Here is a 19,600-nt window from a genome sequence, read left to right on the forward strand (position 1 = left end):
CCATTGGCCGCACCACCATCAAGCGCTCTCAGCACTGGAGTACTTGATGATGAACAAAGCATGTTGGATGGGCTCGTCCCCTGAACTGGGCAGCTTGCGTATTCACGAACTGATTCTGCCCGGCAGTCACGACTCGGGCATGGACACCGAGGTCGGCGGCGTGATCGCCCAGGAGCTCACCCAGGACGTTCCCTGTATCGATCAGGTCCGTGGCGGTATTCGCGTGCTGGACTTGCGCGTGCGGGCATACCACGAATACACCCTGGATCAACCCTACCGCTATCAGCTGTTCCATATGAGCAGCTCCGGGCGCACCCTGTTCGGCGACGTCCTCAATCAGCTCAAGCAGTTCTTCAAGGAGCCGGCCAACGCCAAGGAAATCGTGATCCTCGACTTCCATCAGTTCGATCGGTTCGGCGAAAACGAACACGGCTGGCTGCGCGAGGCGATGAACCAGCACTTCGGCTCGATGTTTATCCCCAGGTCACTGAGCAACCTGACACTGGACGATTTGTGGAGCCAACACCCGGGCAAGAACATCGTGATCGCCTACAACCATGGAGACCGCGGCGATTACTGGCCTGGCGTACGTCAGGTGTGGATCGGTGAAAACGCACCGTCTACCGCCACACTGAAGGCGTTCATGGACAAGCAACCACCGGTGGACGATACCTGGGGCGAGCTGAGCGCAATCCAGTGCGCCAAGTACAACTTGGCCGAACTGTTCCGCCCGGATGACTTCAGCGACAAGATCGACCAATGGTTCGAATCGAAGGACTTGAACAGCTACATCCAGAAATTCCGCATCATCAACACCGACTGGTCGCTGCGCAGCCGCATAGTCGACAACTGCATCCATGCCAGCCAACTGCGGGCCAGGCAGGCCCGCTGATGCATGCCCGGCAAGGCCTCGCCTGTGGCCTTGCCGTATTAGCCAACTACAGGTCGAAATCACCCGCCGCTTCAGGCTGGTATTCCACCTCGAGCAGCTTGAGCTTCAGCGTCTTGCCACCCGGCGCCGGCCAGTCGATCTGGTCGCCCACCGACAACCCCAGCAGCGCACAGCCGATCGGCGCCAGGATCGAGACGTTGCCTTCGGGCCCTGCATCCTTCGGGTAGACCAGGGTCAGGTGATAATCCTTGCCGGTGGCTTCCTCGCGGCAGTGCACGCGCGAGTTCATGGTCACCACGCCCGCCGGGACCTCCTCGTGGCCGACCACCTGTTCGGCGCGGTCCAGCTCGTCCTGCAGGGCGAGCACACCCGGCGTGCTTTCGTCGAGGCTGTCGAGCAGACGCTCAAGACGCTGCACGTCCAGTCGGGTGAGGATGAGGGAAGGCTTGGTGCTCATGGTCCAGTCAGACTCCTTTCAACGAAGTATTTCAAGCTGTAGATAAAGCAAAACCCCGCCCAAGGGCGGGGTTTGAGAATGCTTCTGGCGCGGCCAGTACCGGATTGACACTACCACAGCCGGGCAAATACTCAAGCCTGTGGCGTCGAAGCCCTCAACGCATCGGCCTCGCGGCAGATCTGCCGCCGCCGTTCGTCATCGGCCGAACGCCATTCACGGATATGCTCCACATGCCGCATGCATCCGGTGCAGACCCGACGCTCGTCGAGTCGGCAGACGCTGATGCACGGCGAAGGCACGGCCGGGCTGACGTTGCTGTAGAGCGGCTTGGGCGGCCGCGGTTGCTCGCTCATCTCAGATCTCGTCGAAGTCCAGCTTCTCGCCGACTCGCTCCCAGACGATGCGCTCGAGCATCTCACCGAGCAGTTCTTCGCTCTTCTCGCAGACCCACTTGCCGCTCTCTTCGTCATAGTCGAAGTGGAAACCGCCCGAGCGGTCGGCCAGCCACAGCTGACGCAGCGGCTCCTGGCGGCTGAAGATCAGTTGGCTGCCGTTGTCGAACTTGATCGTCAGGACACCGGCGGAGTTTTCCATGTCCAGATCCAGGTCGGTCTCATCGAACAGATCCTCCAGGGCCTGTTGGGTCGCGTCGACCAGGTCGTGGAAACGCGCTTCGCTCAAACTCATTGCAGGAACCTCGAAAATGGCTGCACACACGCAAGCCGGGCACGATACGACCGCTGGGCGCTGATTGCAAAGACTAGCGACCGGCAGCACCGAGCCCAACCCTCACAGCCACCAAGCCTGGCCCGCCCGACGGACCGGCCCTTGCATAGGCAATCCGCTGGTCGCTCGGTATACTCGGGCGCAATACTGCTTATTTCAAAGGATTTCACCCATGAAGCGCCTGATTTCCTCCATTGCGGCGCTGGTCGCTGTAGCCTGCCTCGTTTCGGCCTGCGGTCAGAAAGGCCCCCTGTACCTGCCTGAAGACGGCAAGGACGGCAAGAGCGCACGCAAGTCGTCGCACCAGCACGCGCAGCCGGCCAAGGCCGCCCCGCAAGACGAAGAATCGCTGCCAGAGCAGTCGCCAGAGCAGTAAGGAAATCCAATGGACGCATTCAACTACCGCGACGGTGAACTGTTCGCGGAAGGCGTGGCCCTGTCGGCCATCGCCGAACGTTTCGGCACCCCCACCTACGTCTACTCGCGCGCCCACATCGAGGGCCAGTACCGTAGCTACACCGACGCCCTGCAAGGGGTCGAGCACCTGGTGTGCTTCGCGGTCAAGGCCAACTCCAACCTCGGCGTGCTGAACCTGCTTGCACGCCTTGGCGCGGGCTTCGACATCGTTTCCGGTGGCGAACTGGAGCGTGTGCTGGCCGCCGGCGGCCGGGCCGACCGCGTGGTGTTCTCCGGCGTCGGCAAGACCCGTGAGGACATGCGCCGCGCGCTGGAAGTCGGCGTGCACTGCTTCAACGTCGAATCCACCGACGAACTCGAGCGCCTGCAAGTGGTGGCCGCCGAGATGGGCAAGGTCGCCCCGGTCTCGCTGCGGGTCAATCCGGACGTCGATGCCGGCACCCATCCGTACATCTCCACCGGCCTCAAAGAGAACAAGTTCGGCGTCGCCATCGCCGATGCCGAAGCCATCTACGTGCGCGCCGCACAGTTGCCCAACCTGGACGTGGTCGGTGTCGACTGCCACATCGGCTCGCAACTGACTACCGTCGACCCATTCCTTGACGCCCTCGACCGCCTGCTCGACCTGGTCGACCGCCTTGCCGACTGCGGTATTCATCTGCGTCACCTCGACCTGGGCGGTGGCGTCGGCGTGCGCTATCGCGACGAACAACCACCGCTGGTGGCCGACTACATCAAGGCCATCCGTGAGCGCGTCGGCGCTCGCGACCTGGCCCTGGTGTTCGAGCCGGGCCGCTACATCGTCGCCAACGGCGGCGTGCTGCTGACCCGCGTCGAATACCTCAAGCACACCGAGCACAAGGACTTCGCCATCATCGATGCGGCGATGAACGACCTGATCCGTCCGGCGCTGTACCAGGCCTGGATGGGCGTCAGCGCGGTCAAGCCACGTGAAGGCGAAGGCCGTGCCTACGACCTGGTCGGCCCGATCTGCGAAACCGGTGACTTCCTCGCCAAGGATCGCCAGCTGAACCTGGCCGAAGGCGATCTGCTGGCCGTGCACTCCGCGGGCGCCTATGGTTTCGTCATGAGCTCGAACTACAACACCCGTGGCCGTTGCGCCGAAATCCTGGTCGATGGCGACCAGGCCTTCGAAGTCCGCCGCCGCGAGACCATTGCCGAACTGTTCGCCGGCGAAAGCCTGCTGCCGGAGTGAACCCATGCTGCTGCGTTTCACCAAGATGCACGGGCTGGGCAACGACTTCATGGTCCTGGACCTGGTCAGCCAGCACGCGCACATCCAGCCCAAGCATGCCAAGCAGTGGGGTGATCGCCACACCGGCATCGGCTTCGACCAGCTGTTGATCGTCGAGGCACCGAGCAATCCGGAAGTGGATTTCCGCTACCGGATCTTCAATGCCGATGGCTCCGAAGTCGAACAGTGCGGCAACGGCGCGCGCTGCTTTGCCCGTTTCGTGCTGGACAAGCGCCTGACCGCCAAGAAACGTATCCGCGTCGAAACCAAAGGCGGTGTCATCGAGCTTGATGTGCAGAACGACGGCCAGGTCTGTGTCGACATGGGCCCGCCGCGCTTCATCCCGGCCGATATCCCCTTCGTTGCCGACCAGCAGGCGCTGAGCTATCCACTGGAAGTCGATGGCCAGGTTCACTCGATCGCCGCCGTGTCCATGGGCAACCCGCATTCGGTGCTGCGCGTCGATGACGTGCGCAGTGCCCCCGTGCATGAGCTGGGCCCCAAGATCGAGCACCACCCGCGCTTCCCGCAGCGGGTCAACGCCGGCTTCATCCAGGTCGTGGACCGCCACCGTGCCAACCTGCGGGTCTGGGAGCGCGGTGCCGGCGAAACACAGGCCTGCGGTACCGGCGCCTGCGCCGCCGCCGTGGCAGCCATCGCCCAGGGCTGGATGGACTCTCCCGTGTCCATCGACCTGCCGGGCGGGCGCCTGAGCATCGAATGGGCTGGCCCCGGCAAACCGGTATTGATGACCGGCCCAGCCGTACGCGTCTACGAAGGACAGGTTCGTCTCTAAGCGAGTATCCGCCATGACCGATCAGCCACAGGTTGTACCCAAGCAAGCCGCCGACCTCGACGCCGAGGCGGTGGTCGCCTACCTGCGTGCCCACCCAACCTTCTTCTCCGAACATGACGAACTGCTCATCGAGCAGCGCATCCCCCACCAGCGCGGCGACAGCGTGTCGCTGGTGGAACGTCAGCTCAAGCTGCTGCGTGACCGCAACATCGAGATGCGCCATCGCCTGTCGCAATTGATGGATGTGGCCCGCGACAACGACCGACTATTCGACAAGACCCGCCGCCTCATCCTCGACCTGCTCGACGCCAGCAGCCTGGAGGAAGTGGTAATGGCGGTCGAAGACAGCTTGCGCCAGGAGTTCCAGGTGCCCTTCGTCAGCCTGATCCTGTTCGGTGAGAACGCCGCGCCGGTCGGCCGCTGGGTCAGCAGTGCCGAGGCGCAACAAGCCATCGGTGGCCTGCTGGGCAGTGGCAAGACGGTCAGCGGCAACCTGCGCGAGCATGAGCTGGCATTCCTGTTCGGCGAAGACCAGCGCAAGGACGTCGGCTCCAGTGCCGTCGCCTCGCTGGAGCATCAGGGCTTGCACGGCGTGCTGGCCATTGGCAGCCGCGACCCGCAGCACTACAAGAGCAGCGTCGGCACCCTGTTCCTCACCTACATCGCCGAAGTCCTCGGTCGCGTGGTTCCGCGCTTCACCCAGACGCTGCGCTCGGTACGCTGATGGAACGCCAGCTGGAAGCTTATTGCGCGCACCTGCGCAACGAGCGCCAGGTGTCCGAGCACACCCAGCTGGCCTACCGCCGCGACCTGGAAAAAGTGGTCGAATTCTGCAACACCCAGGGCATCGCCAGCTGGCAGGCCCTGCAGATCCAGCAACTGCGCCAGTTGATCGCACGCCTGCACCACCACGGCCAGTCATCGCGCAGCCTGGCGCGCCTGCTCTCGGCGGTGCGCGGCCTGTATCGCTACCTCAACCGTGAGGGGCTGTGCCAGCACGATCCGGCCAACGGCCTGACCCCGCCCAAGGGTGAGCGTCGCCTGCCCAAGACCCTCGACACCGACCGCGCCCTGCAACTGCTCGACGGCGGCGTCGACGACGACTTCATCGCCCGTCGCGACCAGGCCATTCTCGAACTGTTCTACTCCTCGGGCCTGCGCCTGTCGGAACTGACCAACCTCGACCTCGAACAACTGGACCTGGCCGGCGGACTGGTCCAGGTGCAGGGCAAGGGTGGCAAGGCCCGCGTCCTGCCGGTCGGGCGCAAGGCGCGCGAAGCGCTGCAGGCGTGGCTGAAACTGCGCGGGATCAGCGCGCCACGCGACGGTGCGATGTTCGTCACCCGCCAAGGCAAGCGCCTGGGGCCACGGGCCATCCAGTTGCGGGTCAAGGTCGCCGGAGAACGCGAACTGGGCCAGCACCTGCACCCGCACATGCTCCGCCACTCCTTCGCCAGCCACCTGCTCGAATCGTCCCAGGACCTGCGCGCGGTACAGGAGATGCTCGGTCACGCCGACATCAGCACCACGCAGATCTACACCCACCTGGACTTCCAGCACCTGGCCGCCGTCTACGACAGCGCCCATCCCCGAGCCAAACGCAGCAAAGGCAGCGACTCATGAGTATCAAGCTGATCACCTTCGACCTGGACGACACCCTGTGGGACACCGCACCGGTGATCACCAGTGCCGAAACCGTCCTGCGCGACTGGCTTGCCGCCAATGCCCCAACCCTGGGCGGTGTGCCGGTCGAGCACCTGTATGCCATCCGCGAACGCCTGGTGCAGGCCGAACCGGGCCTCAAGCACCGCATCAGCGCCCTGCGCCGGCGTGTGCTGTTCCACGCACTGTCCGAGGTCGGCTACAGCGAGCAACACGCCCAGGCGCTCGCCAATGAGGCCTTCGAGGTGTTCCTGCATGCCCGGCATCAGGTCGAGGTGTTTCCCGAAGTGCAGCCGGTGCTGGAGATCCTGCGCCATCACTATGTGCTGGGCGTCGTGACCAACGGCAATGCCGATGTGCGGCGGCTTGGGATTTCGGACTACTTCCGCTTCGCCCTGTGCGCCGAGGACCTGGGGATCGGCAAGCCCGACCCTGCGCCCTTCCGCGAAGCCCTCAAGCGCGGTGAAGTGGAGGCCAGTGCCGCAGTGCATGTCGGCGATCATCCGGGTGACGACATCGCCGGGGCCCAACGCGCCGGCTTACGCGCAGTCTGGTTCAACCCCCAGGGCAAGGCCTGGGCCGGCGAGCAGGCGCCCGATGCCGAGATCCAGCGCCTGTCGCAGTTGCCCGAGGTGCTGGCACGCTGGCGCTGACGGCCCTATCGCGGGCTAAGCCCGCACGAACACCCAAATTCCACCCACAAAAAAGCCCGCAGCGACCGCGGGCTTTTTTGTATCCAGCCACTCAGATAGGGCGGCTGCCGTACTTGTTGTCCGGCTTCTTGGGCGGATCGGCGACCACGTTGGCCTCGACTTCCTGGACCTTGCCACCGCGTGCCAGGAACTCTTCCATGGCGCGCGCCAGCGCGTCGCGTTCCTTCTGCTTGGCTTCCATGCTCGGCATCTCGTCTACCGAGACTGCCGCCTTGGACTTGCCTTTGGCGGCAGGTGCAGGGCTGCTGTCGTCGTCGCCGGCGTCTTCCGCGCCGTCGTCGGATGCCGCTTCAAGGGCCTCATCACCCTCGTCTTCGTCGCCTACTTCGAGGTCATCATTTTCCAGATCGTCGTCGCTCATGTTCTACCTCATGACTTGCGAAAAGCAGGTTAGTTATAGACCAGTGATGCCGTAGACCGGCAGCCACCAGTGAAAATTCAACTGGCCGTGGGTTGGCCACTGCCTTGGATGTACGGCCCCTGGTGAGGGCGTTTCACCCAGCAGATCCCAGCTCCTGGCGGGATCTGACGAAATCCTTGAGCCACCGCTGCTGGCCTTGCGCTATTGGCAAGCCTAGCAAAGCGTGGCGAAGTGTGTGGAAGGCACTGCAAACACCCTTCCGGCGCGCATTCTAGCGCGCCGGGAGAAAAAACAAAGCTCCATCAGTACCCGCTTTTCTGTAAGTTTTCTGCCTGCGTCACGAACGTGCCGGATAAACCGTTTGCCTACCGGCGAAACGGTAAAAATCAGGCAAAAAAATGCCCGGACAAGCCGGGCAAGTTTTTTACTGCAGGGCGGTTACAGGTTGTAGCCGCGCTCGTTGTGCTGAGCCAGGTCGAGGCCGACCGACTCTTCTTCTTCGTTGACCCGCAGGCCCATTACCACGTCCAGCACCTTGAGGATCACGTAGGTGACGATGGCGGTGTAGGCCACGGTGAAGATCACGCCCTTGGCCTGGACCCAGACCTGCGCACCGATATCGGTGACCGCGCCGAAGCCGCCCAGGGCCGGTGCTGCGAACACACCGGTGAGAATCGCGCCGACGATACCGCCGATACCATGCACACCGAAGGCATCCAGCGAGTCGTCGTAACCCAGCTTGCGCTTGAGGCTGGTGGCGCAGAAGTAGCAGATCACACCCGACGCCAGGCCGATTACCAGGGCGCCCATCGGGCCGACGGCGCCGGCAGCCGGAGTGATGGCGACCAGGCCGGCGACCACACCCGAAGCGATGCCCAGGGCGCTTGGTTTGCCGTGGCCGATCCACTCGGCGAACATCCAGCCCAGCGCGGCGGCGGCGGTGGCGATCTGGGTCACCAGCATGGCCATGCCGGCAGTGCCGTTGGCCGCTGCAGCGGAACCTGCGTTGAAGCCGAACCAGCCGATCCACAGCATGGCAGCGCCGACCAGGGTGTAGCCGAGGTTGTGCGGAGCCATCGGCGTGGTCGGGTAGCCTTTGCGCTTGCCCAGTACCAGGCACGCCACCAGGCCTGCGATACCGGCGTTGATGTGCACCACGGTGCCGCCCGCGAAGTCCAGTACGCCCCAGTCCCACATCAGTGCGCCGTCACCGCTCCAGACCATGTGCGCGATCGGCGCATAGACCAGGGTGAACCACACGCCCATGAACACGAGCATGGCGGAGAACTTCATGCGTTCGGCAAAGGCACCGACGATCAGTGCCGGGGTGATGATGGCGAAGGTCATCTGGAAGGTGATGAACACCGCCTCAGGGAACAGCGCGGTGGCCGAGGTCAGGCCAGACGGCGTCACACCGGCGAGGAAGGCTTTGGAGAAGCCGCCGATGAACGAGTTGAAGTTGAGCACGCCCTTTTCCATACCGGTGGTATCGAAGGCGATGCTGTAGCCGTAGATGACCCACAGGATGCTGATCAGACCGGTGATGGCAAAGCACTGCATCATCACCGACAGCAGGTTCTTGGAGCGCACCATGCCACCGTAGAACAGGGCCAGGCCCGGGATGGTCATGAACAGTACCAGCGCCGTGGCCGTGAGCATCCAGGCGGTGTCGCCGGAGTTCAGTACCGGGGCGGCTGCTTCCTCTGCCAGGGCCAGGCCAGGCATTACGAGGGACAATAGGGCTCCTAGCCCTGCGATCTTGCGCAGAGTCATTTGTTTTCTCCTGGGGCGTTTGGGTTTGGTGAGGCTTGTTGTGTCGCTTAGATCGCGTCGGTATCGGTCTCGCCGGTACGGATGCGGATCGCCTGCTCCAGATTCACCACGAAGATCTTGCCGTCGCCGATCTTGCCGGTGTTGGCCGCCTTGGTGATGGCTTCGATCACCCGGTCCAGGTCCTTGTCATCGATGGCGACATCGATCTTGACCTTGGGCAGGAAATCGACCACGTATTCGGCGCCACGGTACAGCTCGGTGTGGCCTTTCTGCCGGCCGAAGCCCTTGACTTCGGTCACGGTGATGCCTTGCACGCCGATTTCCGACAGCGACTCGCGCACGTCGTCCAGCTTGAACGGCTTGATGATGGCAGTGACTAGCTTCATGAAACTCTTCTCCCGATTTGGTGGACTTGCCCCAGGAAAACAAACCCGTCTCAAGTCTAAGCGCAGCGCCTGGCTTTGTAACGCGTCGTCGGCTCCATTCCCCCACCGACACACGTTTCGGCGGGTGGAGAGGGAGCCTTGCGGCTCCGCCTGCACACTGCCCGATCACAAGGGACTGCATCAGTGCATGGCGCACAGAGGCCTTTGCAGAAACCTTGCCAGATCCGGCAAAGGGCCGGAAAACAAGTAGTTGCGCACAATGCTCGGGATTAGCCCATGGCCAGTACGCTGAAAGCTGCACGATTCTGGTGCGTCGAGCTGCCAGCGGCTGCTCAAAAAGTGTGCGTCCGACCGCCGAAATGCGCCGTGCTACACTGCCCACCTTTCACACGCCACGGAACAGCCTGACCCATGCTCGCGCCCAAAGCCCTTCTCGACGCCCTGAGCGACCAGGCCTCGCGCCTGTTCAGCGGCGACACCGCGCAGCCGCGCGCCGAACTCGAAAGCCAGTTCAAGATCCTGATGCAGAGCGCGTTCAGCAAACTGGACCTGGTCAGCCGGGAAGAATTCGACAGCCAGATGGTGGTCCTGGCGCGCACCCGCGCGCGCCTCGAAGCCCTGGAGAAGCAAGTGGCCGAGCTGGAAGCGCGCATGGCGCCACCAGCCCAGGACTAGCCACCCTGAGGGATATACGGCCGGCCTCCGCGCAGAGGCCGGCCGCAAACTTCAAACGCTTCCTACAAACACCAGGGAGCATTCAAACAAGATGAAACTTATTTAAAGTTCACCTCCCCGGTTGACTTCGATACTACCCTTGAATAAAGTTCGCTCGCCCTGAGAGAAGGGGCCTTTTTTCCATTCACTGAAGAATTCAATGGACACAGTATCTAGTCGCTGCCTGACCGCCGCCGCACGGCCCGGTCAGGCACTTGAACCGGAACACCGGTCCCGACACCCTGGTCGGGCAAGCCGCGCCAGAGCCTGATGCTCCGCCGTGACTTGCCACAGCCGGTGTCCGCCGGTTGGAGGCAAGCTCATGAACCTCACGTCATTCGTTTCACATCGCCTGCACGCCTGCCTCGCGCGTTTGCAGGCCCGCGCCTGGCCGCCTCGTGGCCCGTGCGCTCCAGCCCAGCCCTCGGCCGCCGTGCGCGGCCCGCAGTTGCGTGCCGTATGGCAGGCACACCCCTGCCACGGAAAACTCCAGTTGCGCCTGCACTGGCACCACGACGACAGCCAGGACCCACCAGGTAGACAGGGGGCCGCTGGCACGCTTTGCGCTCGCCTGAGACCCCGCACACTCCACTGAACAACTGATATTGAACAGTAACTTTTGATCGAACTTTCAACATTGAAAGTTCGCCGGACCGTTATTGCCCATTATTTATCAACGAGGAATACAAACATGGACTGCGCGAGTAGAAAGTTCGCTGCCGAAACAACTTCCGACTCTCGGCAGCGGACAGACAACTGTCGGAAAAACCAAGCATTTTTCTGCGACCCGACATGCCTACGTTCACCCCCTGAGTGAAACGTCTGTGTGTCGTGCCGCCGCAGCGGCAGGAGCACAGCAACATGACCGTCAAACACCGCAACACCCCATCGGCCAAGGCCGAACGCGAAACCCGCCTGTCCACCCGCGCCGCCCGTGAAGCGCGCAATGGCCTGTCCGTCACCCTCGCCAACCTCGATGCCAGCGAGCATGGCCTGACCGAGCACGAAGCCGCCAAGCGCCTGCAACGCGACGGCGCCAACCAGGTGGCCCACGACCAGCAACCCCACGCCCTGGTGCAACTGCTCAAGGCCCTGCACAACCCCTTCATCTACGTCCTGCTGACCCTGGCCGGGATCAGTTTCGTCACCGACTACTGGATGCCGATCAGCGCAGGTGAAGCGGACGACGCCGACCTGACCAAGGTCATCATCATCATGACCATGGTCAGCCTCAGCAGCCTGCTGCGCTTCTGGCAGGAGTACCGCTCGAACAAGGCCGCCGACGCCCTCAAGGCGATGGTGCGCACCACCGCCACCGTGCTGCGCCGCGAACAGTTCGGCCAGCCGCCGCGCCTGCGCGAAGTGCCCATGGACGAACTGGTGGCCGGCGACATCGTGCAGCTTTCGGCGGGCGACATGATCCCCGCCGACATCCGCCTGCTCGAATCACGCGACCTGTTCATCAGCCAGGCGGTGCTCACCGGCGAGGCACTGCCGGTCGAGAAGTACGACACCCTGGGCAATGTCGCGCAGAAGTCCGCCACCGATGACAGCGGCAACCAGGACAACCTGCTCGAACTGCCGAACATCTGCTTCATGGGCACCAACGTGGTCAGCGGCCGCGCCCGCGCCGTGGTGGTCGCCACCGGCCGGCGCACCTACTTCGGCTCCCTGGCCAAGGCCATCTCCGGCTCGCGCAGCCAGACCGCCTTCGACCGCGGCGTGAACAGCGTCAGCAGCCTGCTGATCCGCTTCATGCTGGTGATGGTACCGGTGGTGTTCATGATCAACGGCCTGGTCAAGGGCGACTGGGGCGATGCCTTCCTCTTCGCGCTCGCCGTGGCCGTGGGCCTGACCCCGGAAATGCTGCCGATGATCGTCAGCGCCAACCTGGCCAAGGGCGCCGTGGCCATGGCCCGGCGCAAGGTGGTGGTCAAGCGCCTGAACGCCATCCAGAACCTCGGTTCGATGGATGTGCTGTGCACCGACAAGACCGGCACCCTCACCCAGGACCGGATCATCCTCGAGCACCATGTGCGCATCGACGGTGAGCGCGACAAACGCGTGCTGGAACTGGCCTGGCTCAACAGCCACCACCAGAGCGGCGTGCGCAACCTGATGGACCAGGCCGTGCTGCACTTCGCAGGCCAGGAGCGTGAGTTCCAGGCGCCCTACGCCTACGCCAAGGTCGACGAGTTGCCGTTCGACTTCATTCGCCGTCGCCTTTCGGTCGTGGTGAAGAACGCCTTGGGCGATCACCTGATGGTGAGCAAGGGCGCCGTCGAGGAAATGCTCGCCATCGCCACCCATGTGCAGGAAGGTGACAGCGTCGTGGCCCTCGATGAGCGTCGGCGCCAGCGCCTGCTGGCCAGCGCCGATGCCTTCAACCGCGACGGCTTCCGCGTGCTGGTGGTCGCCACCCGCGACATTCCGGCAAGCGAAGGCAAGGCGCAGTACCACACCGACGACGAGCGCGACCTGGTGATCCAGGGCTTCCTGACCTTCCTCGACCCGCCCAAGGAAACCGCCGGCCCAGCCATTGCCGCCCTGCGCGACATGGGTGTAAGGGTCAAGGTGCTGACCGGCGACAACCCGGTGGTCACCTGCAAGGTGTGCCGTGAAGTCGGCCTGGAGCCCGGCCTGCCGCTGCTCGGCCAGGACATCGAGCGCATGGACGACACCACCCTGAAGATTCAGGTCGAAGAACGCACCGTCTTCGCCAAGCTCACCCCGCTGCAAAAGTCCCGCGTGCTCAAGGCCCTGCAGGCCAACGGTCACACCGTGGGCTTCCTCGGCGACGGCATCAACGACGCCGCCGCCCTGCGCGACGCCGACGTCGGTATCTCGGTAGACAGCGGCACCGATATCGCCAAGGAATCGGCCGATATCATCCTGCTGGAAAAAAGCCTGATGGTGCTCGAAGAGGGTGTGCTCAAAGGCCGCGAAACCTTCGGCAACATCATGAAGTACCTGTGCATGACCGCCAGTTCCAACTTCGGCAACGTGTTCTCGGTGCTGGTGGCCAGTGCCTTCATTCCCTTCCTGCCGATGCTGGCGATCCACCTGCTGCTGCAGAACCTGATGTACGACTTCTCCCAGCTGTCGCTGCCGTGGGACCGCATGGACAAGGAATTCCTCAGCGAACCGCGCAAGTGGGATGCCCGCAACATCGGCCGCTTCATGCTGTGGATCGGCCCGACCTCGTCGATCTTCGACATCACCACCTTTGCCCTGATGTGGTACGTGTTCGCCGCCAACAGTGTCGAGATGCAGGCGCTGTTCCAGTCTGGCTGGTTCATCGAAGGCCTGCTGTCGCAAACCCTGGTGGTGCACATGCTGCGCACGCGCAAGGTGCCGTTCTTCCAGAGCACTGCAGCGCTGCCGGTGATCCTGGCCACGGGCCTGGTGATGGCGCTGGGCATCTACATCCCGTTCTCGCCGGTGGGCACTATGGTCGGTCTGGTGCCGCTGCCGTGGGAATACTTCCCTTGGCTGGTCGCCACCCTGCTGGGCTACTGCGTGGTCGCACAGACCATGAAGACCCTCTACATCCGCCGCTTCGGACAGTGGTTCTGAGCCTGTAGGGAGAGCAGACCATGCGCGTACTGATCTGTGCGGGACGCAACTACGCCGACACCCGGCGCTGCCGCCAGGCCCTGGACGATGTCCAGCGCCAGCGGCCGATCCGGGTGTTGATCCACGGCGGCAGCCAGTTCCTTGGTGGCGAGATCGAAAGCTGGGCACGCGAGCACGGCGCCGACCTGGTGCGCTACCCGCCCAACTGGCAGTTGCACGGCAAGCAGGCCGAACGCCTGCGCAACCTGTTCATGTTCAACGACAGCCGCCCCGAGTTGTTGCTCGCCCTGCCCGGGGGCGACGACACCGAGGAGCTGCTGGCCAGGGCTCGCGGCGCTGGTGTGCAGGTGATCTGCGGCAGGCAACCACGACAACCCGAGCGAGAGGAGCATTGCCATGACGCCTGAAAAGCCTGATGAGCGAGCCCGTTTCTCGCTCACCCACGACCTGCCACCCGCCCAGGCCCGGGCGGCGCGGCGCAATGTGCTGTTTGTGATCGTGACCTTGGTGTTGAGTGGGGTGTTGGTGGTGTTGTTTGGGGTCGAGGCGCGGTTGTCTGGATGATGCGCCGCAACAGGCTTGTGGGGCGCCGCGAACGCCGGCACTGCCGGTGCCAACCACCACGGTGTCTGCTTCGCGGGCAAGCCCGCTCCCACAAGTGCTGCACCGACTCCGGTGCCTGTGCCCCCCCTGTGGGAGCGGGCTCGTCCCGCGATCGGGCGCGCAGCGGCCGCCAACGTACGAAAGTTCTGAAACCTCTAGCAGGAGCCTTCGATCCGTAAACCTTGGGAAGTATCCTACGCGCTTTGCGGAAGCCTCTTAATTGTCGGGGAAATACCTCAGGGATAACTTCGCTGGGTCGCCCACATTGGCGACTGGGTGTGAGAAGCCCAAGTGTTTCAGGAATGGCTTCCCGTCATGGTAGCCGTGCGCGAGCAGGTTTCGACCTGGCCGTGTCCCTGGACCACGGACTTCTCACCTCGTGCACGGCTGCCACCCTAATCCGTGAGAAGGGTTCTGGTGGCAGCTCCAGATGTCGTCCAGGAGTTGAACCATGAAGAAACTCGTCCCCGACCCACCCCGCCTCAAGCTCATCAACAACCCCTACTTCTCCATCCACACCGACATGACTCCTCCCGACGCCCTGGCCCACGCCAGCGAGCTGTTGCGCGGTGTCGCCGAAACCATCGACGAACACTGCCGGACCTATGCCGGTGTACCCGGCCTGCACATGCTGTCGAACGCCGCGCACTCCGCCGAAACGGCTCGCGCGCTGATCGAACATGCGCTGAACCGGATGTGACCCTGAGCCCGTCAAGGAGTGATGAACATGAGCGGTAACCAATCCGGTCGCACCACCGCAGGTGTTGCCACCTTTCTCGAGATGTTCCGCGTACAGCCCGGTGTCCCCTATGAGCGCGCCATCGAAGAAATCTCAGTGCTGGTGGGCTGTACACGTGATCTGAGCGATCAGTTCACAGGGGAGGCAAACCCTGCGGCAATCACCGCCCTGCACTACCTCAGCGCCCTGGCCAAGGCGTTGTTGAATGATCTTGAAGTCAGCCGCAACGCTGGCGACTGAGACCAGGCCAATCGCCTCGATGCCATCCGGCATCGAAGGCGCTAGTGAATGACCTCCCACTTCCATGAAAACCAACGCAAAAGTCCGGTCATTAAAGTATTCCTCCACCACGCCGTTAACTGCCTCAAATGGAGAAGTCGAGTTAACAAGGAGGTCAGCATGACCAGCATCAATGGCACAGGCATACCATCCACACCCACCGCAAACGCTCAGGACAGTCGGGTAAAGTCGCTGGATGAGTCAGCCAAAGCCGGCGCCAAGTCGAACACAACTGCCGTACCGGCAGCGGTTAGCACCGACACCGCGAAGTTGTCTTCACTGGCGCAGATGCTCAGCGAAGCTGCAACACGTGCCGCCGAGCGCGACACCAGCAATGACCGCAAGAGCCTGGCGACCATCGCCGCGCGCGCGACCCAGCCGATTCACAGCCCCGTATTCGAACAGACCAAAACCGCTCGCGACGCCGAACTGCCGCAATCCAATGATCCGCAACGCTTGCAGCAAGCCCGGCAGGCGACTGCCTTTCTAGACGGCAAAGGCGCCAATCCTTTCAGCAGCCTGTCCCGCGAACAGTTGTCCCTGATCATCCATGATGAGAGCGGCGCCTTCACAGTCAATGAACGCAGGGCGGCCTTGACCGCTTCCGACGATCAGTATCAAGCCTGGGCGCGCGCCGTCTCTGCGCAATTGATGGACGACTACAACCGCAACGGCTATCTGTCACCAAAGACCCTCAAGGGCATCCTCGACTACTACAAAAGCCTGCCGCCGATCATGGAGGCTCAACTGCCAGACAGCTACGAACAAGACCTGAGCACATTGATTGCGCACGCCGAGAACTCGCAGTCACACAGTAAGGATCAACTACAGTCATTGCTGGATCTGCTAATGGCACAGCGAATGTAGCGCTGTGAAGGATGGAGGGGGTGCAGTAAGCAGATAGAACAACCCACACCTCCAGGCGTATTTTTAAAGTCAACCCTTTCCACCAGAGCTTACTTCGACCGTGCATAACGTCTGGCCTGTTGTTTTTGCACTACCCCGCCTTCCCAGCCACAATCTCCCGCTCCTTGGGCACCAACGCCGACTCGCTATAGAAATACAGCTTCCCATCCGGCGCCACAACACTCGCACCAAACGCCAAGGGGCCAAGCCACCACCTCTCGAAACCGAGCCTCAAGCCCTCGGCAAAACCCCGTCGTACTCTTTCCCCTGCATATCCGGCCACCGACACTATCCTTGCCCCTGCCGCAGGACGCGGCATCCCCAGTGACCAAGGAGTGTCCATGTCTCTCGCCCTCGTCCACAGCCGCGCCCAGGTCGGGGTGCTGGCACCCGCTGTCAGCGTCGAAACTCACCTGGCCAACGGCCTGCCCAACCTCACCCTGGTCGGCCTGCCCGAGGCCACGGTCAAGGAAAGCAAGGACCGGGTACGCAGTGCCATCGTCAATTCGGGCCTTGAATACCCGGCCCGGCGCATCACCCAGAACCTCGCGCCAGCCGACCTGCCCAAGGATGGCGGGCGCTACGATCTGGCCATCGCCCTGGGCATCCTCGCCGCCAATGGCCAGGTGCCGGTGGCGACCTTGGTCGATTTCGAATGCCTGGGAGAGTTGGCGCTATCCGGGGCGTTGCGCCCGGTGCAGGGCGTGCTGCCAGCGGCGCTGGCGGCGCGGGAGGCCGGGCGGGCACTGGTGGTGCCGCGGGAGAATGCCGAGGAGGCGAGCCTGGCCAGCGGGCTGGTGGTGTATGCGGTCGGGCATCTGCAAGAGCTGGTAGCGCACCTCAATGGCCAGGCACCGCTGCCAGCCTATGCCGCCAATGGACTGACACTGCGCGCGCGCCCCTATCCGGACCTCAGCGAAGTACAGGGGCAAATCGCGGCAAAGCGCGCCCTGCTGGTCGCGGCGGCGGGGGCGCACAACCTGCTGTTCACCGGGCCACCCGGCACTGGCAAGACCTTGCTCGCCAGCCGCCTGCCAGGGTTGCTGCCACCGCTGGACGAACACGAGGCGCTGGAGGTTGCGGCCATCCAGTCGGTCAGCGGCAAGGCACCGATCGACTGCTGGCCGCAGCGGCCGTTTCGCCATCCTCATCACAGCGCGTCGGGCCCGGCACTGGTCGGTGGCGGCAGTCGGCCGCAGCCTGGGGAAATCACCCTGGCCCATCATGGGGTGCTGTTTCTTGACGAACTGCCCGAGTTCGAACGGCGTGTGCTGGAGGTGCTGCGCGAACCGCTGGAGTCGGGCGAGATCGTGGTGTCACGAGCCAAGGACCGGGTGCGCTTTCCTGCGCGCTTTCAGCTGGTAGCGGCGATGAACCCCTGCCCCTGCGGCTACCTGGGCGACCCGGCAGCCCGCTGCCGGTGCAGCCCTGAGCAGATCCAGCGCTACCGCAACAAGCTCTCGGGCCCGCTGCTCGACCGCATCGACCTGCACCTGACCGTCGCGCGCGAAAGCACCACGCTCAGCCACCAGCCCAGTGGCGAGACCAGCGCCAGCGTCGCCGCCCAGGTCGCCCAGACCCGCGAGCTGCAGCAGCGCCGCCAGGGTTGTGCCAACGCGTTTCTCGATATGCCAGGCCTGCGCAAGCATTGCGACCTGAAAGCCGCTGACCAGTCATGGCTGGAGGGCGCGTGCGAGCGACTCAACCTTTCATTGCGCGCCGCCCACCGTCTGCTCAAGGTCGCCCGCACCCTGGCCGACCTCGAACAAGCCGAACGCATCGCCCGCCCCCATCTGGCTGAGGCCCTGCAATACCGCCCCGGTAGTTGACCCGACGTCCGCACAACCACCGATTACCCCACTCAATCTTCTCCATAGCCGAAATATATTTTGCGCACTAAATATTTGCGCGCAATATTTATCTCAAGCAGCAAGCAGTCGCTGACCCCTTACCGAACCCTTGGAGAACGATCATGACCACTCTTCGCAAAGCCTTCGCCATCGCCACCCTGACCCTCGGCACCACTGCAGGCGCCTTCGCCCAGTCCATCGAGGCCACGCCGTACCACTACGGCATGAACCTGGACATCGCCCAGGTCATCGCGGTCGATGCCCCGAACAGCACCCGCAGCCATGCCTCGGCCGCCACCCTCACCTACCGCGACAGCAGCGGCCAGTTGCAGAAGGTCAGCTACATCCACCCCACCACCGCCGCCAACCAGAACTGAACCCCACGGCCCGACACCAGAGGAGCTTGAACCATGAAACTGTCCCGCACCCTGACCACCGGCCTGCTGGCCCTCGCCGTCAACAGCGCCTTCGCAGCCGGTAGCCCCGGCGTCGAGCACACCACCCAGGGCTTCCTCGACGCCCTGGCCGCCGGTGGTGGCAAGCCGCTGGAAACCTTGGCGCCCAAAGACGCACGGGCCGTGCTCAGCGGTGCGCAGGCCAGCGTCAAGGTCGACCTCTCGGGTATCGAGGTCGAGCGTCGCAGCCTGCAGATCGACGGCAAGCCGCTGGACATCCGCGTGGTGCGCCCGCAAGGCGCGAAGGGTGAGCTGCCAGTGTTCATGTTCTTCCACGGCGGCGGCTGGGTGCTGGGCGACTACCCGACCCACGAGCGGCTGATCCATGATCTGGTGATCGGCTCCGGCGCGGCGGCGGTCTATGTCGACTACACGCCATCGCCAGAAGCCAAGTTCCCCACCGCAATCAACCAGGCCTACGCCGCGACCCGCTGGGTAGCCGAGCACGGCAAGGAAATCGGTGTCGATGGCAGCCGACTGGCCGTGGCCGGTAACAGCGTCGGCGGCAACATGGCGGCGGTGGTGGCGATCAAGGCCAAGGAAGCAGGTACGCCCAAGCTGCGGTTCCAGGCGCTGTTGTGGCCGGTCACCGATGCCAACTTCAACAATGCGTCGTACAACCAGTTTGCCGAAGGGCACTTCCTGACCCGCAACATGATGCAGTGGTTCTGGGACAGCTACACCACCGACCCGCGCCAGCGTGACGACATCCATGCTTCGCCGCTGCGGGCTAGCCTGGATCAACTCAAAGGCCTGCCACCAGCACTGGTGCAGACTGCCGAGATGGATGTGCTGCGTGACGAAGGCGAAGCCTACGCCCGCAAGCTCGATGCTGCCGGTGTGCCGGTTACTGCCGTGCGCTACAACGGCATGATCCATGACTTCGGATTGCTGAACGTGCTGGGGCAGGTGCCCGGAACTCGTAGCGCGATGGGCCAGGCGGCGCAGGCGCTGAAGGAACATCTGCAATAACGATAGTGGCCTCACGGGCCTCTTCGCGGGCAAGCCCGCTCCCACATTTGTAGGAGCTGGCTTGCCCG

23 protein-coding genes are annotated in these 19,600 nt (G+C 63.6%); 17 read left to right on the top strand and 6 right to left on the bottom strand.

From position 1 onward, the window contains the following. Nucleotides 1-49: 49 nt before the first annotated feature. Nucleotides 50-892, top strand: a complete 843-nt coding sequence (locus IAE40_RS10615; RefSeq protein WP_200603145.1) for a hypothetical protein — start codon at nt 50-52, stop codon at nt 890-892. 46 nt (nt 893-938) lie between these two features. Here IAE40_RS10615 and rnk read toward each other — a convergent pair whose 3' ends face one another. The 3 genes from rnk to cyaY form a co-directional block, all read right to left on the bottom strand. Then, nucleotides 939-1,349, bottom strand: coding sequence for a nucleoside diphosphate kinase regulator (gene rnk / locus IAE40_RS10620; RefSeq protein WP_197889734.1), 411 nt, complete (start codon nt 1,347-1,349; stop codon nt 939-941). A gap of 131 nt (nt 1,350-1,480) precedes the next feature. Beyond that, entirely contained in the window at nt 1,481-1,702 is a 222-nt protein-coding gene (locus tag IAE40_RS10625) for a DUF1289 domain-containing protein (protein WP_054891606.1), read from the bottom strand. 1 nt (nt 1,703) lies between these two features. Beyond that, nucleotides 1,704-2,036, bottom strand: coding sequence for an iron donor protein CyaY (gene cyaY, locus IAE40_RS10630; RefSeq protein ID WP_054891605.1), 333 nt, complete (start codon nt 2,034-2,036; stop codon nt 1,704-1,706). Between the two features lie 211 nt (nt 2,037-2,247). On the opposite strand from cyaY, the gene lptM reads away from it, so the two are divergent. The 6 genes from lptM to IAE40_RS10660 are packed head-to-tail and all read left to right on the top strand — an operon-like array spanning nt 2,248 to nt 6,858. Beyond that, the gene (gene lptM, locus IAE40_RS10635; protein ID WP_054891604.1) at nt 2,248-2,451 is read left to right on the top strand and encodes an LPS translocon maturation chaperone LptM; all 204 of its coding nucleotides are present in this window, start codon (nt 2,248-2,250) and stop codon (nt 2,449-2,451) included. 9 nt (nt 2,452-2,460) lie between these two features. Further along, nucleotides 2,461-3,708, top strand: a complete 1,248-nt coding sequence (lysA, locus tag IAE40_RS10640; protein ID WP_200603146.1) for a diaminopimelate decarboxylase — start codon at nt 2,461-2,463, stop codon at nt 3,706-3,708. Between the two features lie 4 nt (nt 3,709-3,712). Beyond that, nucleotides 3,713-4,543 (top strand): diaminopimelate epimerase, encoded by an 831-nt coding sequence (gene dapF / locus IAE40_RS10645; protein ID WP_112897096.1) that lies wholly within the window; start codon nt 3,713-3,715, stop codon nt 4,541-4,543. A 13-nt stretch (nt 4,544-4,556) separates the two neighbouring features. Further along, nucleotides 4,557-5,267 carry a DUF484 family protein gene (locus IAE40_RS10650; RefSeq protein WP_054891601.1) on the top strand — a complete coding sequence of 237 codons (711 nt, stop codon included), beginning with the start codon at nt 4,557-4,559 and terminating at the stop codon, nt 5,265-5,267. Next, a complete protein-coding gene (gene xerC / locus IAE40_RS10655) occupies nt 5,267-6,166 on the top strand; it encodes a tyrosine recombinase XerC (RefSeq protein ID WP_063542116.1) in 900 nt (299 codons plus the stop codon). Before IAE40_RS10650 ends, xerC begins: the two co-directional genes overlap by 1 nt. Beyond that, nucleotides 6,163-6,858 (top strand): HAD family hydrolase, encoded by a 696-nt coding sequence (locus IAE40_RS10660; RefSeq protein WP_200603147.1) that lies wholly within the window; start codon nt 6,163-6,165, stop codon nt 6,856-6,858. The genes xerC and IAE40_RS10660 overlap by 4 nt, the downstream gene beginning before the upstream one ends. Before the next feature lie 91 nt (nt 6,859-6,949). On the opposite strand, the gene sutA is transcribed toward IAE40_RS10660, so the two are convergent. The 3 genes from sutA to glnK form a co-directional block, all read right to left on the bottom strand. Next, nucleotides 6,950-7,279 (bottom strand): transcriptional regulator SutA, encoded by a 330-nt coding sequence (sutA, locus tag IAE40_RS10665; RefSeq protein ID WP_054891598.1) that lies wholly within the window; start codon nt 7,277-7,279, stop codon nt 6,950-6,952. Nucleotides 7,280-7,717: 438 nt separating this feature from the next. Further along, nucleotides 7,718-9,052 (bottom strand): ammonium transporter, encoded by a 1,335-nt coding sequence (locus tag IAE40_RS10670; protein ID WP_200603148.1) that lies wholly within the window; start codon nt 9,050-9,052, stop codon nt 7,718-7,720. 47 nt (nt 9,053-9,099) lie between these two features. Beyond that, nucleotides 9,100-9,438, bottom strand: a complete 339-nt coding sequence (glnK, locus tag IAE40_RS10675; protein WP_002555808.1) for a P-II family nitrogen regulator — start codon at nt 9,436-9,438, stop codon at nt 9,100-9,102. A 411-nt stretch (nt 9,439-9,849) separates the two neighbouring features. Between glnK and IAE40_RS10680 the strand changes: the two genes are divergently transcribed. From IAE40_RS10680 to IAE40_RS10725, 10 genes are all read left to right on the top strand, one after another. Further along, a complete protein-coding gene (locus IAE40_RS10680) occupies nt 9,850-10,113 on the top strand; it encodes an accessory factor UbiK family protein (RefSeq protein ID WP_065861730.1) in 264 nt (87 codons plus the stop codon). A 900-nt stretch (nt 10,114-11,013) separates the two neighbouring features. Continuing rightward, nucleotides 11,014-13,728 (top strand): magnesium-translocating P-type ATPase, encoded by a 2,715-nt coding sequence (gene mgtA, locus IAE40_RS10685; protein ID WP_200603149.1) that lies wholly within the window; start codon nt 11,014-11,016, stop codon nt 13,726-13,728. Between the two features lie 20 nt (nt 13,729-13,748). Next, nucleotides 13,749-14,135 (top strand): DUF2493 domain-containing protein, encoded by a 387-nt coding sequence (locus IAE40_RS10690; protein WP_200603150.1) that lies wholly within the window; start codon nt 13,749-13,751, stop codon nt 14,133-14,135. Next, on the top strand, nt 14,125-14,292 hold the full coding sequence (locus tag IAE40_RS10695) for a hypothetical protein (RefSeq protein WP_153772505.1): 168 nt from the start codon (nt 14,125-14,127) through the stop codon (nt 14,290-14,292). The genes IAE40_RS10690 and IAE40_RS10695 overlap by 11 nt, the downstream gene beginning before the upstream one ends. 490 nt (nt 14,293-14,782) lie before the next feature. Then, entirely contained in the window at nt 14,783-15,031 is a 249-nt protein-coding gene (locus IAE40_RS10700; RefSeq protein ID WP_054893665.1) for a hypothetical protein, read from the top strand. Nucleotides 15,032-15,058: 27 nt separating this feature from the next. Continuing rightward, nucleotides 15,059-15,310 (top strand): DUF3077 domain-containing protein, encoded by a 252-nt coding sequence (locus tag IAE40_RS10705; protein WP_153772506.1) that lies wholly within the window; start codon nt 15,059-15,061, stop codon nt 15,308-15,310. A gap of 159 nt (nt 15,311-15,469) precedes the next feature. Next, the gene (locus IAE40_RS10710; RefSeq protein ID WP_200603151.1) at nt 15,470-16,216 is read left to right on the top strand and encodes a hypothetical protein; all 747 of its coding nucleotides are present in this window, start codon (nt 15,470-15,472) and stop codon (nt 16,214-16,216) included. Nucleotides 16,217-16,596: 380 nt separating this feature from the next. Next, a complete protein-coding gene (locus IAE40_RS10715; RefSeq protein WP_200603152.1) occupies nt 16,597-18,084 on the top strand; it encodes a YifB family Mg chelatase-like AAA ATPase in 1,488 nt (495 codons plus the stop codon). Nucleotides 18,085-18,227: 143 nt separating this feature from the next. Further along, nucleotides 18,228-18,482 (top strand): DUF2790 domain-containing protein, encoded by a 255-nt coding sequence (locus IAE40_RS10720; protein WP_200603153.1) that lies wholly within the window; start codon nt 18,228-18,230, stop codon nt 18,480-18,482. Between the two features lie 33 nt (nt 18,483-18,515). Continuing rightward, nucleotides 18,516-19,532, top strand: a complete 1,017-nt coding sequence (locus IAE40_RS10725; protein ID WP_200603154.1) for an alpha/beta hydrolase — start codon at nt 18,516-18,518, stop codon at nt 19,530-19,532. The last annotated feature ends 68 nt before the right edge of the window (nt 19,533-19,600 follow it).

Origin of the sequence: Pseudomonas sp. S44, assembly GCF_016624805.1 — a bacterium.
GTDB classification, from domain to species: domain Bacteria; phylum Pseudomonadota; class Gammaproteobacteria; order Pseudomonadales; family Pseudomonadaceae; genus Aquipseudomonas; species Aquipseudomonas machongensis.

What these genes read in the sequence shown, in the direction of transcription:
- IAE40_RS10695 (WP_153772505.1), top strand. Translation starts at nt 14,125, where the DNA reads ATGACGCCTGAAAAGCCTGATGAGCGAGCCCGTTTCTCGCTCACCCAC.
- mgtA (WP_200603149.1), top strand. Translation starts at nt 11,014, where the DNA reads ATGACCGTCAAACACCGCAACACCCCATCGGCCAAGGCCGAACGCGAA.
- xerC (WP_063542116.1), top strand. Translation starts at nt 5,267, where the DNA reads ATGGAACGCCAGCTGGAAGCTTATTGCGCGCACCTGCGCAACGAGCGC.
- IAE40_RS10700 (WP_054893665.1), top strand. Translation starts at nt 14,783, where the DNA reads ATGAAGAAACTCGTCCCCGACCCACCCCGCCTCAAGCTCATCAACAAC.
- sutA (WP_054891598.1), bottom strand. Translation starts at nt 7,279, where the DNA reads ATGAGCGACGACGATCTGGAAAATGATGACCTCGAAGTAGGCGACGAA.
- IAE40_RS10710 (WP_200603151.1), top strand. Translation starts at nt 15,470, where the DNA reads ATGACCAGCATCAATGGCACAGGCATACCATCCACACCCACCGCAAAC.
- IAE40_RS10690 (WP_200603150.1), top strand. Translation starts at nt 13,749, where the DNA reads ATGCGCGTACTGATCTGTGCGGGACGCAACTACGCCGACACCCGGCGC.
- IAE40_RS10725 (WP_200603154.1), top strand. Translation starts at nt 18,516, where the DNA reads ATGAAACTGTCCCGCACCCTGACCACCGGCCTGCTGGCCCTCGCCGTC.
- dapF (WP_112897096.1), top strand. Translation starts at nt 3,713, where the DNA reads ATGCTGCTGCGTTTCACCAAGATGCACGGGCTGGGCAACGACTTCATG.
- IAE40_RS10650 (WP_054891601.1), top strand. Translation starts at nt 4,557, where the DNA reads ATGACCGATCAGCCACAGGTTGTACCCAAGCAAGCCGCCGACCTCGAC.
- IAE40_RS10670 (WP_200603148.1), bottom strand. Translation starts at nt 9,052, where the DNA reads ATGACTCTGCGCAAGATCGCAGGGCTAGGAGCCCTATTGTCCCTCGTA.
- IAE40_RS10720 (WP_200603153.1), top strand. Translation starts at nt 18,228, where the DNA reads ATGACCACTCTTCGCAAAGCCTTCGCCATCGCCACCCTGACCCTCGGC.
- IAE40_RS10705 (WP_153772506.1), top strand. Translation starts at nt 15,059, where the DNA reads ATGAGCGGTAACCAATCCGGTCGCACCACCGCAGGTGTTGCCACCTTT.
- glnK (WP_002555808.1), bottom strand. Translation starts at nt 9,438, where the DNA reads ATGAAGCTAGTCACTGCCATCATCAAGCCGTTCAAGCTGGACGACGTG.
- IAE40_RS10615 (WP_200603145.1), top strand. Translation starts at nt 50, where the DNA reads ATGAACAAAGCATGTTGGATGGGCTCGTCCCCTGAACTGGGCAGCTTG.
- IAE40_RS10625 (WP_054891606.1), bottom strand. Translation starts at nt 1,702, where the DNA reads ATGAGCGAGCAACCGCGGCCGCCCAAGCCGCTCTACAGCAACGTCAGC.
- rnk (WP_197889734.1), bottom strand. Translation starts at nt 1,349, where the DNA reads ATGAGCACCAAGCCTTCCCTCATCCTCACCCGACTGGACGTGCAGCGT.
- cyaY (WP_054891605.1), bottom strand. Translation starts at nt 2,036, where the DNA reads ATGAGTTTGAGCGAAGCGCGTTTCCACGACCTGGTCGACGCGACCCAA.
- lptM (WP_054891604.1), top strand. Translation starts at nt 2,248, where the DNA reads ATGAAGCGCCTGATTTCCTCCATTGCGGCGCTGGTCGCTGTAGCCTGC.
- IAE40_RS10660 (WP_200603147.1), top strand. Translation starts at nt 6,163, where the DNA reads ATGAGTATCAAGCTGATCACCTTCGACCTGGACGACACCCTGTGGGAC.
- IAE40_RS10715 (WP_200603152.1), top strand. Translation starts at nt 16,597, where the DNA reads ATGTCTCTCGCCCTCGTCCACAGCCGCGCCCAGGTCGGGGTGCTGGCA.
- IAE40_RS10680 (WP_065861730.1), top strand. Translation starts at nt 9,850, where the DNA reads ATGCTCGCGCCCAAAGCCCTTCTCGACGCCCTGAGCGACCAGGCCTCG.
- lysA (WP_200603146.1), top strand. Translation starts at nt 2,461, where the DNA reads ATGGACGCATTCAACTACCGCGACGGTGAACTGTTCGCGGAAGGCGTG.